We start from the raw sequence: 15,527 nt of genomic DNA, 5'->3' as shown, positions 1-15,527 counted from the left end.
GACCGCCGGGGGCGGTCTTTGTTACACAGCAGTCTTTCTTGGCGGTATCTCTTTTAAGACGAGGAAAAGGATGATAAAGTTTACAAACCAATTCACTAAAAATTCGCTCGGCACCGTAATGACAAGCGCGCGCATAATCGTAAAGAATATGGTGGAGAGCGTAATGGAATAAGCTGAAAGCTTCCAAAGCTGCTGATAATTCAATGTCTTTCTTTGCGCATTTTTTATAATCAGGCCGATGACGGCGAGAAATGAGACTTCAATGAATTTGCCGGCCGCCGTCATAATGAACAGCAAAACGGAAAGGACGGTGACGATCATCGTTTTATTTTGGTTTAAAGCTGATATGATTTCACTTTTAGTGATATCAGCAGGCATTAATGAATAATTCATTTCTGTCGCCTGTCCGTCTACTGCAAGCACCATTTTATTCTTCAAAATGCCGATCGCGTTTTGTTTCGCCGCTATTTGTTTAGCGCCGTACGCATCAGTGGGATCAAACACGATGACAAAACCGTTCGCTTCCGTTTCCTTAGAGGCGGAAGCTTTCGTCTGCAATTCACCGTTTGAAATTTTGAAATCAGGGAAATCTTTTTCTAACACGGTTTTGAAACCGTTCATTGAGTTTACGGTGCCGGAGCAAAGGTAATAAGCGCTCGGCAGCGTAAAAAGGACAGACAGCAAAAATACATAAAGGATCGCTTTTCCTATCCCCTGAAACCGTGTTTTTGCAATATCTGCCGGAGAGTATGTACTTTTCAATAAAGCCGTAAATATGTTCAACATCTTCACTTCCTAGCCTAAACTGGTATATGTTGCTTATTGTATCGTTCACCGGAGATGAACACAAGTGAGAGTATTTAAAGCGGCGGTAAGGAATCATACATATTAAGAAAAAGCGGAGGCGGTAATGCTCCGTAAAACAAAGGAGGGTGTTTAAGTCATGAGTGTTTTGTATTGGCTGATTATTATTGCGATCTTCGTCATTGCTTTCATCGGTCTTGTCTATCCGGTGATTCCAAGCGTTATATTTATCGTGGCCGGTTTTCTCCTCTACGGATTTCTGTTTTCCTTCAGTCCTTATTCTTACCTCTTTTGGCTCATTGAGGCGGTATTTGCGGCAGTTTTATTCGCAGCTGACTATGTGTCAAACTTACTTGGCATCAAAAGGTACGGAGGAAGCAGGGCGGCGATCTGGGGGAGCACGATCGGATTATTGATCGGGCCCTTCGTTATTCCCGTGGCAGGCATTATATTAGGCCCGTTTATCGGTGCTGTCTGCGCTGAGATATTTGTTCATCAAAAGGATATCAAGTCTGCGGCAAAAGTGGGACTGGGCTCGTTAATCGGCTTTTTAACAAGCGTCGCGGCCAAAGGAGTCATTCAGCTCTTTATGATTGGATACTTCTTATGGACGGTGCTTTAGAAGGTTTAATTTCGGCCGTGAACGGATAAAGTGTAATATGTTTGCTGGAATCGCCGGATTGTGAGCTTTTTCATTGATTACCATGCTTTCTTTTGTTACATTGAGATTAGAAAAGTTCGCTAAAAGCGGCATTTCAGTACATATATTTAAAGGAGGAAAAAATTATGGCTTACAAACTTCCAGAACTGCCTTACGCTTATGATGCTTTAGAACCGCATATCGATAAGGAAACGATGACGATTCACCACACGAAGCACCATAACACATACGTTACAAACCTGAACAAAGCGATCGAAGGATCAGCTCTTGCAGAGAAATCTGTAGAAGAGCTTGTCGCAGATTTAAACGCAGTGCCGGAGGATATCCGCACAGCTGTCCGCAACAATGGCGGCGGACATGCAAACCACTCTTTATTCTGGACTCTTTTATCTCCAAACGGCGGAGGCGAACCGACTGGTGAGCTTGCTGAAGAGATCAAAAGCACGTTCGGAAGCTTCGATCAATTTAAAGAAAAATTCGCTGCAGCGGCTGCCGGCCGTTTCGGTTCCGGCTGGGCTTGGCTTGTTGTAAACAACGGCAAACTTGAAATTACAAGCACGCCTAACCAAGATTCACCGCTTTCAGAGGGTAAAACGCCTATCCTCGGTCTTGATGTTTGGGAGCACGCTTACTACCTGAACTACCAAAACCGCCGTCCTGATTACATTTCAGCTTTCTGGAATGTTGTAAATTGGGATGAAGTTGCCCGCCTTTACAGCGAAGCAAAATAAATCGTTCTGATCAAACAAGGTCTCCCGAGGGAGGCCTTGTTTTTTTATTGACTTTGATTCCTTTTTACATATCTCAGTTTGAGTGAGACAGACTAATGTGTAGTAAAGGGGAGTCAATGATGAGCAAAATAAAAAAAATTATCGGCGACATCGAAGTAAATAAAGGTCTGCTGCTGTTATTGACGATTGGCGGCCTTTACTCATTAGGCATCGCGCTGTCAAATACATTTGTCAATGTGTATTTATGGAAACAGTCAGGGAAATTCATTGATTTGGCCATATACAATTTATCGGTCGTGACGATGCAGCCGATTACCTTTCTTCTGGCGGGCCGGCTGGCTAAAAAAATCGACAGGGTGTTTATTCTCAGGTTCGGTGTTATCTTTTTGGCGGCTTTTTATTTAAGTGTGCTCCTTGCCGGGGAAAATGCGGCTTCCCGCCTCATTTTGATCGGTGCTGTGCTCGGAGTGGGATACGGTTTTTACTGGCTGGCCTTTAATGTGCTGACTTTCGAAATTACGGAACCTGAAACGAGAGATTTTTTTAACGGATTTTTAGGCATTTTATCTTCGTCGGCAGGGATGATCGGCCCGATTGTGGCCGGGTTTGTCATCTCAAGACTTCAAAACAATACGGGTTATACAGTCATTTTCAGCCTGTCGCTCGGCTTATTTGCCCTTGCCGTGGTCATGAGCTTTTTTCTGAAGCGGAGGGAGTCGAAAGGCCGGTTTATGCTGAAAAAAGTTTATGATGAGCGTCACACGAATCTGAATTGGCGCCGGATTACAAACGCGCACTTTTTTCAAGGCTTGAGAGAAGGGATTTTTGTTTTTTTAATCAGCGTATTTGTGTTCATTGCGACAAACAGTGAGCTGGCGCTCGGGACATTCGGTCTCGTCAATTCCGCTGTTTCTTTTTTTGCTTACTATTTTGCATCAAGGCTCATCAAAAAAAGATCGCGTAAAAAGGCGATTCTTATCGGCGGATTAATTGTGTACGGCGCCCTGTTTCTCATTATTTTTCATATGAGCTTTACGACGCTTCTTATATACGGAGTGTTTATTGCGATCGGCTATCCTGTTCTGCTCGTGCCGTATGTCTCGCTTACATATGATGTAATAGGCCGGGCGCGGCTTGCCAGAAAGGCCAGAATTGAGTACATCGTGCTCAGGGAATTGTTTTTAAATGCAGGCCGGATCGTTTCCATCCTGTGCTTTCTTTTGATCGTTACATTGCTGAAGGAAAAAGTGGGAATACCGGCGGCGCTCGTGCTGCTCGGAGCCGGTCATCCGCTGATTTATTACTTTATTAAAGACGTCAAACTGGATACGGAAACTTCTGATGAAACAGTGGAAGAGGACCGACAAAAACAGGCGGGTGAACCGAATTTTATAAAAGGAGAAAGATAAAAGGGTTATCTGTAGAAAATTATCGAAAAAACCTTTAGAATGAAAAATGGCACCTGAACAAAAGGTGTCATTTCTTTCTGTAAATAAGAAAAGGTGATGTCATGAGGAGAAATAAAAAGAAAATAGCAGTAAGCAAAGAAAAGAAAAAATCATTGCCGATCCGGCTTAATTTTTTGTTTTTGGCCGCGTTTCTTATTTTCACGTGGATTATCGTCGAGCTTGGCATCAAGCAGATCGTTCAGGGTGATGACTATAAAAACGCCGCCAATAAGCAAGAAGAGTCTGATGTCAGCACGGCTGTTCCGAGAGGGAAAATATACGACCGGAACCTTAATCCCATCGTAACGAATAAAGCATTAAATGCGATTACATATACACGTTCAGCCTCAACCACCCAGGCACAGCGTTTGAAAATCGCAAAAAAACTGTCGGGTATGATTAAGGTAAGCACCAAAAAGGTGACTGAACGCGATAAAAAAGACTATTGGATGTTAACGAGGCCTGATGAAGCGAAAAAACTGATTACGGCCAAAGAAAAGCAAAAAGCTGAAGACAAAAAACTGTCTGATGATGATTTATACCAGCTCCAGCTGAAACGCATTACGGACAAACAGCTGAATGAACTCACTTCAAAAGATATGCAGATCCTCGCGATCAAAAGGCAGATGGATTCAGGCTACTCACTGACGCCTCAATACATCAAAAATGAAGGAGTGTCAGCAAAAGAAATGGCCGTCGTCAGCGAACATTTAGATGAGCTTCCGGGGGTTGACGTGACGTCTGACTGGGAACGGTCTTATCCTTACAAAAGTCTGATCCGGACATTGCTCGGCAGTGTATCCAGTTCGAACGAAGGTCTTCCGTCCAACCTGCTGGATCACTATCTGTCACTCGGATACAGCCGGAATGACAGGGTCGGAAAAAGCTATTTAGAATATCAATATGAAAGCCTGCTGCAGGGGCAAAAAGAGAAAGTGCAGAACTTAACCGACTCATCCGGAAATGTCACGGGCAGCAAAGTGATTTCAAAAGGACAGGCAGGCAAAGACCTTGTGTTATCCATTGATATGGACCTGCAGAAGTCCGTTGAAAAAATCATTGAGAAAAATTTAAGAGCGGCCAAAGCGAGACCGAGCACGAAGCTTCTTGATCGGGCCTTTGTCGTCATGATGAACCCGAAAAACGGCGAAGTTCTGACGATGGCCGGCAAACAGATTACGAATGACCATGGAAAGTACAAAATTAATGATTACGCCCTTGGCGCAATGACGTCCTCCTATGCAATGGGATCGGCGGTCAAAGGAGCAACAGTATTGACGGGACTCCAGACGGGCGCGATTAATTTGAACACCGTTTTTCAGGATGAGCCTTTGTATTTCAAAGGTAGTAAAAACCCGAAAAAATCATGGACGAATTTAGGTCCTGTTGATATCCAAAAAGCGCTTCAGGAGTCATCAAACGTGTTCATGTTTAAAACGGCGATCGCCGTCGGTAAAGGGGAATACAAAAAAGGCCAGTCCCTGCCGCTTGATATGAAGGCATTTGATACTTTCAGATACTACTTCAGTCAGTTCGGTCTAGGAGTGAAGACGGGAATTGATCTCCCGAATGAAGCGACCGGGTATCAAGGGACACAGCGGATTTCCGGTCTTCTGTTAGACTTTGCCATCGGACAGTATGATACGTTCACACCGCTGCAAATGGCACAGTATGTATCAACAATCGCCAATGGAGGCTATCGTTTGAAACCTCAGCTTGTAAAAGAGGTCAGACAGCCTGATTCAAAAAAAGGAATCGGAGCCGTTGTAGAGTCTGTTCAGCCTCAAGTACTGAACAAGATTGATATGAATAATGCTGACATTAAAGAAGTGCAGGCAGGCTTCAGACGCGTCATGACAAAAGGGACAGCCGCAACTGATTTTGCGACGGCGAAATACCGTCCTGCCGGTAAAACGGGTACGGCGCAATCTTTCTATGACGGTCCGGACAAATCAGAGACGGGTGAAGGAACGTATAATACGACTCTTGTCGCTTATGCACCTGCTGATAATCCGGAAGTGGCTATTTCTGTAGTCGTTCCTTGGGCCTATATTGATTACAGCGATCGATATTCGATTACGAATGAAATAGGAAGAGCAGCTCTGGACAAATACTTCGAGCTGAAAAAGAAACAAGAAGATAATAATACGAAGCAGAAAAACGAAGATAAAATTCAGGAAGACGCTGCTAACGGCAATACAAATAACTGATAGAAGAAACGCTCACAGTCTGTGGGCGTTTTTTTTTATACAAAAAAACATCCGGATTTACAAAACCTTAACATTCGATTTATACGCATTTTACACGAACCCTTTACTCTATACGTGTAGGACAAATTACACATTAAACGCAGGGGGAATTCAGGAAATGAAAAAAAACAAATGGATGCTTATGCTTCTGATGGCTGCTGTTATGATCGTCGCTGCAGCATGCGGAAATGCAAAGGAAAGCGGCAAGACGGACGGCCAATCTGCAAGTGAGGATAAAAAAGCATCAGGTTCTTTAACCATTTCTGGTTCATCAGCCATGCAGCCGTTAGTACTGGCAGCGGCGGAAAAGTTTATGGAAAAACATCCGGATGCTGATGTGCAGGTGCAAGCGGGAGGTTCAGGAACAGGTCTTTCACAAGTGTCTGAAGGCGCAGTGCAAATCGGCAACTCAGACGTCTTTGCTGAAGAAAAGGAAGGCATTGATGCGAAAGCCCTGAATGATCACCGTGTAGCGGTAGTTGCGATGGCGGCTGCGGTCAACCCGGGTGCGGGCGTAAAGGATTTAACCAAAAAACAGCTGGCAGACGTCTTTACAGGCAAAATCAAAAACTGGAAAGAGCTTGGCGGCAAAGATCAAAAGATTACACTCGTCAACCGTCCTGATTCATCAGGCACACGCGCTACGTTCGTCAAATACGCGCTTGACGGAGCGGAACCTGCAGAGGGCATCACAGAGGATTCCTCCAATACAGTCAAAAAAATCATTGCGGAAACACCGGGAGCAATCGGTTATCTTGCTTTCTCTTATATAAACGATGACAAAGTAACGCCTTTATCAATCGGCGGCATCAAACCTGAAGAGAAAAATGTCGTCACAGGCGAATATCCGATTTGGGCTTACGAGCACTCTTATACGAAAGGTGAAGCATCTGGCCTGACCAAAACATTTCTTGACTATTTGAACAGCGATGAAGTACAGAAAAGTATCGTAAAAGATCAGGGCTACATTCCGATCTCTGATATGAAAGTCACACGTGACGCAAAAGGCAAGCAAAGCTGAGGGGAGGGCGGGCTCCCCGTCCTTCTTCTTTATAGGAGTGTAAACAAATGATAAATCACAGAGAAAAAGAGTCTGTAAGCGAACGCTTAATAAGCTCAAAACAAAACAGGCAATTGGATGAAGTCCGCGGAAGAGTGATTGTGTCTGTATGTGCGGCGATTATCATTGCGGCATCAGCGGCAATCACCATCTTTCTCGGCATAAAGGGGCTGCAATCTTTTTTTGTAAATGGTGTAAGCCCGATTGAATTCTTAACAAGTCTGAATTGGAATCCAACCCAGGCAAAGCCTGAGTTCGGCGCGCTGCCTTTTATTTTCGGATCATTCGCGGTCACGGTTCTATCCGCTCTGATCGCGGCGCCCCTCGGGATTGCGGGTGCCGTGTTTATGACGGAAATTGCGCCGACTTGGGGAAAAAAAGTGCTGCAGCCGGTAATCGAGCTGCTTGTCGGCATTCCGTCCGTCGTTTATGGATTCATAGGTCTTACAGTATTGGTTCCGTTTATCGGATCTTTTAAATCAAGTGGAACAGGTCACAGTCTTCTGGCGGGAACGATCGTTCTTTCGGTGATGATTCTGCCGACCATTACGTCGATTTCCGCTGATGCGCTTGCGTCATTACCGAAACATCTTCGTGACGGTTCATATGCGCTAGGTGCGACGAGATGGCAGACAATCAGGAAGGTGCTTATCCCGGCGGCGTTTCCGACACTGCTGACCGCTGTCGTGCTTGGAATGGCAAGAGCATTCGGAGAAGCTCTCGCCGTACAGATGGTTATCGGAAATACAAAGCTTCTCCCGGAAAGCCTGCTTGATACGGCGGGGACGTTAACGACGATTATCACGTTAAACATGGGCCATACCACATACGGAAGTATCGAAAATAATACGCTGTGGTCGATGGGTCTTGTTCTTCTTATCATGTCGTTTCTGTTTATACTGCTCATACGCTACTTGTCATCTAGGAGGAAAGTATAATGAACCGGAAAATAACGGATAAATTGGCCACCGGTGTATTCGGTTTATGCGCCGCTGTGATTGCGGCGATTTTAGCAGGATTGTTTTTGTATATTCTGATTCATGGCGTCTCAGAAATCACATTGCATTTTCTTACGTCAAAATCAAGTGCTATCGCATCAGGCGGGGGGATACGGGATCAGCTTTTTAACTCCTTTTACATTCTGTTCATCACCATGCTGATCACGATACCGCTTGGTGTGGGGGGCGGCGTCTTTATGGCTGAATATGCGCCGCAAAATAAAATCACTGATTTTATCAGAACATGTATTGAAGTTCTGTCGTCGCTTCCGTCGATTGTCATCGGGATGTTCGGCATGCTGATGTTTGTGAACCTGACGGGGTGGGGATACACGATTATCGGGGGCGCACTCGCTTTAACGGTCTTTAACCTTCCCGTAATGGTCCGGGTGACAGAAGGCGCGCTCACTGCAGTTCCTAAAGAACTGAAAGAAGCTTCTCTTGCTTTAGGCGTATCGAGATGGCATACCGTCAAAACGGTGCTGATTCCGAGCGCGATTCCTTCGATTTTAACCGGAGCCATTTTGGCATCAGGAAGAGTGTTCGGAGAAGCGGCGGCATTGTTATTTACAGCGGGGCTGACAACGCCGCGGCTGAATTTTACCGATTTAAACCCGTTTTCTGAAGCATCTCCATTAAATATTTTCAGGCCGGCTGAGACGCTGGCGGTTCATATATGGAGCGTCAATACCCAGGGGATCATTCCCGATGCAGAAGCAATAGCAAACGGCGGCTCGGCAGTGCTGGTGATTTCAGTGCTCTTGTTTAACCTTTGTGCAAGATGGCTCGGATCTGCCATTTATAAAAAGCTTACGGCAAATTAATCGGAAAGAGGCGAAAACATATGATTGATCACATCGTCAGGGAACAAGCGGAACAGACAGAGCGCTCGCCGGGGCCGTCGATTTTGGAAGTGAATCATTTGTCCATTTACTACGGAGACAAACAAGCGGTTAAGCGTGTGAATATGGATATTGAAAAACATGCGGTGACGGCTCTGATCGGCCCGTCCGGCTGCGGAAAATCAACATTTCTGAGGCAGATTAACAGAATGAACGATGCCATCCCTTCTGCAAGAAGCGAGGGGGAAATCCTTTATGAAGGACTGAATATTTTGGGGGAAGAGATTAATGTCGTGTCTCTCAGACGGGAGATCGGTATGGTGTTTCAAAAACCGAATCCGTTCCCCAAATCCATTTACAATAACATCACACATGCGCTGAAGTATGCGGGTGAACGAAGAAAAGCCGTTTTGGACGAAGCGGTAGAGGAAAGCTTAACGAAAGCTGCGCTTTGGGATGAAGTCAAAGACCGTCTTCATTCATCGGCTCTTTCATTATCAGGCGGCCAGCAGCAGCGCCTTTGCATCGCCCGGACGCTTGTGATGAAACCTGCCGTACTTCTTTTAGATGAACCGGCCTCAGCTCTGGATCCCATCTCAAACGCCAGAATCGAGACGCTTTTGACAGAACTGAAAAAAGATTATTCGATTGTTATCGTTACGCATAACATGCAGCAGGCGCTGAGGGTGTCTGACCGCACGGCTTTCTTTTTAAACGGAGAAGTGGTGGAGTACGGACAGACAGAACAGATTTTTACTAGTCCTAAAGAGAAAAAGACGGATGACTATATTAACGGAAAGTTCGGATAGGGGGAAGGACCGTGAGCGTTGTAAAAGAAGCGGTGCACACACAGAATCTATTTGATATTCAAGGCATGAACGTATGGTATGGAGCTCATCAGGCCTTGAAAAATATTACGATCGGGTTTGAGGAGCGGAAGGTAACTGCCATCATCGGTCCGTCCGGCTGCGGGAAATCCACGTTTATTAAAACATTAAACTTAATGCTGCAAATGGCTCCGAATGTCAAAGTGACAGGCGATATGATTTATAACGGGCGCAATCTGCTGAAGGAAAAGACGGATGCGGCAGAATTAAGAAAGCAGATCGGTATGGTGTTTCAAAAAGGCAATCCGTTTCCGCAGTCCATATTTGAAAATGTCGTGTACGGACCGAGAATACATGGCGAAAAAAATAAAAAGAAACTGCATGAAATCGCCGAAGAATCATTAAAGGCAGCAGCGCTCTGGGATGAAGTGAAGGATCGTCTCCATCAGCAGGCGCTTTCCCTGTCAGGCGGACAGCAGCAGCGGCTGTGCATCGCAAGGGCGCTCGCCACAAAACCGGATGTCCTATTGATGGATGAACCGACGTCTGCTCTTGATCCCGTGTCCACCCGGAAAATAGAAGAGCTGATTCTGGCCTTAAAAGAGAAGTATACCATTGTCATTGTGACGCACAACATGCAGCAGGCTGCGAGAGTTTCTGATCAAACCGCGTTTTTCTATATGGGTGAACTTGTAGAGCGCGGCGATACGGGCAAAATCTTTTCCAAGCCGGATCATCAAAAAACACATGATTATATCACCGGAAAATTCGGATGAAAAAACGGGCCCGGCCATTGACCGGGCCCGTTTTATATGGCCTATTAAAAAAGCCTGCCGGCCGTATCCATGAATGGACGATGCCTGCAAGCTTTTTTAGCGGGTTAATGTTTTGACGATTTTTTTGAAGCTCATATCTGAGTCGACTTTGAAATGGCCGGCGCGGATTTCTTTGTGGTAGCCTGCGTCGATGACGTAATCATTAAAGTCCTTCGCTGAAGGAATAATTCCTTCTTTTTCAAGGATGGATGACACATCAGCCGTGCTCATTCCGTCTTTGATCGTAAGTTTGTATGTGACCTTTTTCTTTTTGGCGTCCGTGTTTTGATCGTTGTTTAACGATTTTTCCTTAGCGTCAAGCAGTTTTTGATAGTCATCCCGTTTGACGGAGACTTTTTGCTGAGAGTCGAGGTAGCTGTTTACTTCTTTTTCTGTCAATGCTGTTTTTTCAGTTTTAACGGCAGCTGCCTGGTCATGGTCAGTCAAATAGAAGACAGCGGCGAGGACGGCCGTCGCTAAAATCATGCCTGCTGCAAAAGCCTGAATGCCCCGTTTTGTCATACGAGCACCTTCTCATTATCTTTAATAATGGTATTGACATCCTCGACAGACACGTGTTCCGCTTTTGCGATGGCTTCGGCAGACATTCCGTTGTTATATTTTGAAATGATTTGTTTGGCGATTTTTTGGTTAATGCCGCTGCTTTTGGTTTTGCGGATGACGAGGTTGGTTTCCAGCAATTCTTCTTCAAGCACCGTCATTTTCTTTTTTAACTTGTAAATTTCCTGCATGGCGGAAAGCTGAAGCGTTTCAAGCTCCTGTTCCACGTCTTTCATCGGATCTCTTTGAGAATATGAGAATGCAATAAGCGCTATACTGACGATAAACAACGCAATAATAGCAATTTCCACGTTTCATCACCTTCTATTATTAATTTGCCCTTCTTTTTTATACCATAAAACGCCGCCATTCTAAAGGAAATAGAGAAAAAAACAGAATTTTGTCGGAAAATCTTTTTTATTCGGGGGGCAAACGGATATTTCTCTATAGATTTCGCATATGAAAGCCCTTTTTTGTCCTGTTTCGTCATTTTTTGTATGCGTCTTGCGCAAGGTCATTCAGAGGATCAGAAACATAAACTGATGTTTTCTGCACTTAAACAACATTTCATGTAAATCAGCTCTAGCATTCCGTGCATTATAGTGGTATTATGTATAAGTCTGAATAAGTAAATGATATTTAGTTTGGAGGGAAAATAATGCGCGTTAATATTACTTTGGCTTGCACTGAATGTGGTGAGCGTAACTATATTTCTAAAAAGAACAAACGCAACAATCCGGACCGCGTTGAATTTAAAAAATATTGCCCACGTGATAAAAAATCTACGTTACACCGTGAAACAAAATAAGCTGTTTTAAACGGCGAAAAAAGCTGGAGCTTTCAATAAAGTTCTGGCTTTTTTGTCTTTCAGGGAGGTTTGAGAAACGTGAAAGCACAAATCAGAACCGATATAAAAGCAAAGCTTTCCGGCATAACAGAAAGTGAATGGGAGGCAAAAAGCCGCAGCATGTACAAAACGCTGTTTTCTTTAAAAGAATGGAAACAAGCCCGCATGATTGCCATCACCATCTCGAAACGCTTGGAAATTCCGACACGGCCGATTATTGAACAGGCTTGGAAAGAGGGAAAACAAGTCTGTATCCCGAAATGCTTCCCCCAGACGGGAGCGATGGAATTCCGTACATTTTCTGCTGATGATCAGCTTGAAACCGTATATGCCGGTCTCAGTGAACCGATCGAAAGCCTGACTGAAAAAGCGGCTCAAAAAGACATTGATCTTGTTATTGTACCCGGTGTGGCTTTTGACCGGGAAGGCTTCAGAATCGGATACGGCGGCGGATATTATGATCGGTTTCTGACCGGTTATGAAGGCCGTACCGTGTCGCTTCTCTTCGACTGCCAGCTGACAGACCGCATTCCCCGCATGCCCCACGATATTCCGGTCGATATGATCGTGACTGAATCTGAAACCATCGCATAAAAAACTTCTTGCATCCGAATAATTCTCGCTGTTTGACAAACGATAGGGGCAGGAGGGATAAAATGAAAAAATTGTTGATCTACTCATTATGCGCCGTCTCTGTTTTTGCCGTTTACCAAAACCGCTACCGTCTGATGAACACCGTTCTCAGCCAGCCGGGGATCAGACGGTCGTTTATTCATCTCTTTTTAAAAATACCGTTTATCAGAAATAAGTTCATTCAGCAGGCCTTTTAAACAAATCCCGTTTTCAGCGGGATTTTTTGCATGAAAAAAACCTGCCTGTAATGACGGCAGGTTTTTCTCGTAATATCAGTTTTTTTTCAGGAAACCGAGAAGGATTGAAATGATCGGTGAAATGTACAGGAAAAAGGTAAACGGCAGGTAATCGATGACAGAAACCCCTAATGCGCTTGCCATGAAAGCGCCGCTTACTCCCCAAGGAATCAGCGGATTGATCAATGTTCCGCCGTCCTCAATCGATCGTGCAAGGTGAAGCCGCTTAATGCTGAGCCTGTCATATAAAGGTTTATAAGACTGACCCGGAATTAAGATCGACAAGTATTGCTCGCCTGTCGCAAGGTTTACTCCAATGCTTGAGAAGACGGTCGCCATGACAAGACGTCCTTTCGTATGCACGCCTTTTATCAATCCTTGAAGCAGCGCTGCGATCAGGCCTGTTTTTTCCATCAGGCCGCCAAGCGCAAAGGCGATCATAATCAGAGATACTGATCCCATCATGGATTGGAGTCCTCCTCTGTTGATAATGCTGGCTACAGCCTGGTCGCCGGTTTTAAAAGCCGTGCCGCTTTGCAGGGCGGATATAAATCCTTGAATGCTGCTATCGGGAATAAAAACGGCAGTCAGAAGCCCTGCAGAAATAATACCGGCGGTAAGCACCGGAATAACGGAAACCCGTCTGACCGCCAAAATGATCACCAAAAGAGGTGAAAGAAGCGACCAAGGCGTAACGTGCACGGCATCTTTAATTCCGGAAATGACCGCCTCAATATTTTGTGTTGAAGCGGCATTTATTGAAACGGATGAACCGAGAATATAAAAAAGAACGATTGTGATCAAAAGTGCCGGAACGGTCGTGCCCATCATATGGCGGATATGCTTAAAAATCGGAATTTCGCCGATACCGGCGGCAAAATTCGTCGTGTCGGACATCGGTGACATTTTATCACCGAAACAGGCCCCGCAAATGACTGCTCCCGCCGTCCATTCGAGCGGAACTCCCGCCGCGCTTGCCACCCCTAACAGCGCGACGCCGATTGTACTGACAGTTGTCAGACTTGAGCCGACAAGTGTGCTGATGATCATGCATGAAAATAATGCGGTCAATAGCAGCTGACTCGGCTGTATTATTGATAAAGCGTAAACAGTGACGGAGGGAATAGCCCCGCTGTACATCCAAGCGCCGATCAGCATACCGATCAAAGCCAGCACGATAATCGGCTGTACACCGTTTTTCAATCCGCTGACAATTCCTTTTTCAAGACTGCCCCACGAGAAACCGAGCCGCAAACCTGCCAGAGACAGAATAATGACACAAAAAAACAGCGGCATATGCGGCTCCGTATGAAAGAAAAACAGGCAGGAAATAATGACTGCTAACATTAAAACAAATAAACCGATGGCTGAAATGAACGTCAGCCTTTTTTCTTGTTTCAAAACAACACCCCATCAAACTTTAATCCTTTTGTGCTTTTGGGCACGAAAGTATTGTAACAGAAAAACGCATAAATGAGTGTTTTTTTACAATTATGAATATAGATTTTACAAAAAGACACAAGTTAATTTTATCCAATTGTTTTTTGCTTGACGCCTGCTTTAGAGATGAAATACGCTTATACTGAGAAGAAAAGAAATGGTGAAGAAGATGAATTCATTTTATGACGTACAGCAGCTGTTTAAGTCATTCGGACATATCGTGTATTTCGGTGACAGACAAGCTGAAATTGACTTTATGAAAGATGAATTAAAGGAAATGTACTTGTCAAACGTGATTGAAAGAGACTTATGGCTGAAGGCCTCCGGAGTTCTACAGCAGGAATCTGAGAGGATCAAAAGAAGAGACAACAGCAGGATTTAATAAGAAAAGGAGATCATTATGGAAGAGACATGGTTTGCGGGGATTGATCTTGGCGGAACAACTATCAAGCTGGCCTTTATCAATATGTACGGTGAAATCCAGCATAAATGGGAGGTTCCGACCGATAAGACAGGAAACACTATAACGGTCACGATTGCAAAAGCGCTTGACCAGAAGCTGGAAGAATTGAACAAGCCGAAACGAATCTTGAAATGGATCGGCATGGGAGCGCCCGGACCCGTGGAAATAGCGACAGGGATGGTTTATGAGACGACTAACATGGGGTGGAAAAACTATCCTTTGAAAGACCATCTGGAGGCGGAAACGGGTATTCCGGCCGTTATTGAAAACGATGCCAATATCGCGGCGCTCGGAGAAATGTGGAAAGGCGCAGGTGACGGAGCCAAAGATGTCATTTTAGTGACGCTCGGAACCGGTGTCGGCGGAGGCATCATCGTCAACGGCGAAATTGTTCACGGTAAAAACGGGGCCGGCGGAGAAATCGGTCATATTTGCAGTATTCCGGAAGGGGGAGCTCCGTGCAACTGCGGAAAATCCGGCTGTATCGAAACGATTGCGTCCGCAACCGGCATCGTCCGCATCGCAAAAGAAAAACTTGCGTCGGTTTCCGACTCTTCGCTCTTGCAGGTGCGTGATCTGACGGCACGTGACGTGTTCGATGCGGCAAAACAGCAGGACAAAACTGCGCTTGAGGTCGTTGATTATGTCGCAAAACATTTAGGCCTCGTGCTCGGAAATCTGGCAAGCGCCATGAACCCGACGAAAATCGTGCTCGGCGGAGGCGTGTCTAAAGCAGGCGAAATACTGCGGTCAAAAGTGGAAGAGACCTTCAAAATCACCGCGTTCCCGCGTTCTGCGGAAGCAGCCGATATTTCGATTGCGGCACTGGGAAATGACGCCGGAGTCATCGGCGGAGCGTGGATTGCCAAAAATGAATGGCTTAAATATCAAAACTGCTAGAGAAAGTCTGCC

The 15,527-nt window shown here is 45.2% G+C and carries 18 protein-coding genes; 14 read left to right on the top strand and 4 right to left on the bottom strand.

Features of this window, described 5'->3' with window-relative positions; all coding sequences use genetic code 11:
* Positions 1 to 21 precede the first annotated feature (21 nt).
* Complete coding sequence (locus AADZ70_RS07700; RefSeq protein ID WP_162139823.1) at positions 22 to 783, bottom strand: DUF1189 domain-containing protein; 762 nt, start codon at positions 781 to 783, stop codon at positions 22 to 24.
* A 160-nt stretch (positions 784 to 943) separates the two neighbouring features.
* On the opposite strand from AADZ70_RS07700, the gene AADZ70_RS07695 reads away from it, so the two are divergent.
* From AADZ70_RS07695 to pstB (AADZ70_RS07655), 9 genes are all read left to right on the top strand, one after another.
* On the top strand, positions 944 to 1,426 hold the full coding sequence (locus AADZ70_RS07695; RefSeq protein WP_016938940.1) for a DUF456 domain-containing protein: 483 nt from the start codon (positions 944 to 946) through the stop codon (positions 1,424 to 1,426).
* Between the two features lie 164 nt (positions 1,427 to 1,590).
* A complete protein-coding gene (sodA, locus tag AADZ70_RS07690) occupies positions 1,591 to 2,196 on the top strand; it encodes a superoxide dismutase SodA (RefSeq protein ID WP_016938941.1) in 606 nt (201 codons plus the stop codon).
* A 119-nt stretch (positions 2,197 to 2,315) separates the two neighbouring features.
* Positions 2,316 to 3,605, top strand: a complete 1,290-nt coding sequence (locus AADZ70_RS07685) for an MFS transporter (RefSeq protein WP_047475615.1) — start codon at positions 2,316 to 2,318, stop codon at positions 3,603 to 3,605.
* Between the two features lie 101 nt (positions 3,606 to 3,706).
* Complete coding sequence (gene pbpA, locus AADZ70_RS07680; protein ID WP_016938943.1) at positions 3,707 to 5,854, top strand: penicillin-binding protein 2A; 2,148 nt, start codon at positions 3,707 to 3,709, stop codon at positions 5,852 to 5,854.
* Between the two features lie 157 nt (positions 5,855 to 6,011).
* Positions 6,012 to 6,914, top strand: a complete 903-nt coding sequence (locus tag AADZ70_RS07675; protein ID WP_049627027.1) for a phosphate ABC transporter substrate-binding protein — start codon at positions 6,012 to 6,014, stop codon at positions 6,912 to 6,914.
* Positions 6,915 to 6,961: 47 nt separating this feature from the next.
* Positions 6,962 to 7,891: a phosphate ABC transporter permease subunit PstC gene (pstC, locus tag AADZ70_RS07670; protein ID WP_013352890.1), complete on the top strand. Its 930-nt coding sequence runs from the start codon at positions 6,962 to 6,964 to the stop codon at positions 7,889 to 7,891.
* Positions 7,891 to 8,775 (top strand): phosphate ABC transporter permease PstA, encoded by an 885-nt coding sequence (gene pstA, locus AADZ70_RS07665; RefSeq protein WP_016938946.1) that lies wholly within the window; start codon positions 7,891 to 7,893, stop codon positions 8,773 to 8,775. Before pstC ends, pstA begins: the two co-directional genes overlap by 1 nt.
* 20 nt (positions 8,776 to 8,795) lie before the next feature.
* Entirely contained in the window at positions 8,796 to 9,602 is an 807-nt protein-coding gene (gene pstB / locus AADZ70_RS07660) for a phosphate ABC transporter ATP-binding protein PstB (RefSeq protein ID WP_342007953.1), read from the top strand.
* 11 nt (positions 9,603 to 9,613) lie between these two features.
* On the top strand, positions 9,614 to 10,396 hold the full coding sequence (gene pstB / locus AADZ70_RS07655; RefSeq protein WP_188154565.1) for a phosphate ABC transporter ATP-binding protein PstB: 783 nt from the start codon (positions 9,614 to 9,616) through the stop codon (positions 10,394 to 10,396).
* Between the two features lie 96 nt (positions 10,397 to 10,492).
* Here the strand turns inward: pstB (AADZ70_RS07655) and AADZ70_RS07650 are convergent, their stop codons facing one another.
* Positions 10,493 to 10,957: an endolytic transglycosylase MltG gene (locus AADZ70_RS07650; RefSeq protein WP_016938949.1), complete on the bottom strand. Its 465-nt coding sequence runs from the start codon at positions 10,955 to 10,957 to the stop codon at positions 10,493 to 10,495.
* The gene (locus tag AADZ70_RS07645; protein ID WP_016938950.1) at positions 10,954 to 11,307 is read right to left on the bottom strand and encodes a hypothetical protein; all 354 of its coding nucleotides are present in this window, start codon (positions 11,305 to 11,307) and stop codon (positions 10,954 to 10,956) included. Before AADZ70_RS07645 ends, AADZ70_RS07650 begins: the two co-directional genes overlap by 4 nt.
* A gap of 347 nt (positions 11,308 to 11,654) precedes the next feature.
* On the opposite strand from AADZ70_RS07645, the gene rpmG reads away from it, so the two are divergent.
* The 3 genes from rpmG (at position 11,655) to AADZ70_RS07630 (ending at position 12,673) form a co-directional block, all read left to right on the top strand.
* A complete protein-coding gene (rpmG, locus tag AADZ70_RS07640; RefSeq protein ID WP_003153056.1) occupies positions 11,655 to 11,804 on the top strand; it encodes a 50S ribosomal protein L33 in 150 nt (49 codons plus the stop codon).
* Between the two features lie 78 nt (positions 11,805 to 11,882).
* On the top strand, positions 11,883 to 12,437 hold the full coding sequence (locus AADZ70_RS07635; protein ID WP_342007952.1) for a 5-formyltetrahydrofolate cyclo-ligase: 555 nt from the start codon (positions 11,883 to 11,885) through the stop codon (positions 12,435 to 12,437).
* A 62-nt stretch (positions 12,438 to 12,499) separates the two neighbouring features.
* Positions 12,500 to 12,673, top strand: coding sequence for a hypothetical protein (locus tag AADZ70_RS07630; RefSeq protein WP_016938952.1), 174 nt, complete (start codon positions 12,500 to 12,502; stop codon positions 12,671 to 12,673).
* Between the two features lie 75 nt (positions 12,674 to 12,748).
* On the opposite strand, the gene nhaC is transcribed toward AADZ70_RS07630, so the two are convergent.
* Positions 12,749 to 14,113, bottom strand: coding sequence for a Na+/H+ antiporter NhaC (gene nhaC / locus AADZ70_RS07625; RefSeq protein ID WP_342007951.1), 1,365 nt, complete (start codon positions 14,111 to 14,113; stop codon positions 12,749 to 12,751).
* Positions 14,114 to 14,309: 196 nt separating this feature from the next.
* Here nhaC and AADZ70_RS07620 point away from each other — a divergent pair, with 196 nt between their 5' ends.
* Together AADZ70_RS07620 and glcK are read left to right on the top strand one after the other, a co-directional pair.
* Positions 14,310 to 14,534, top strand: a complete 225-nt coding sequence (locus tag AADZ70_RS07620) for a YqgQ family protein (RefSeq protein ID WP_016938954.1) — start codon at positions 14,310 to 14,312, stop codon at positions 14,532 to 14,534.
* 18 nt (positions 14,535 to 14,552) lie between these two features.
* Entirely contained in the window at positions 14,553 to 15,515 is a 963-nt protein-coding gene (gene glcK, locus AADZ70_RS07615; RefSeq protein WP_016938955.1) for a glucose kinase GlcK, read from the top strand.
* Positions 15,516 to 15,527 lie beyond the last annotated feature (12 nt).

This window comes from Bacillus sp. YBsi01, from assembly GCF_038406745.1.
Taxonomy (GTDB): Bacteria; Bacillota; Bacilli; order Bacillales; family Bacillaceae; genus Bacillus; species Bacillus siamensis.
The sequence above is the reverse complement of the archived record's forward strand: the minus strand, read 5'-3'. Positions and strand labels throughout refer to the sequence as shown.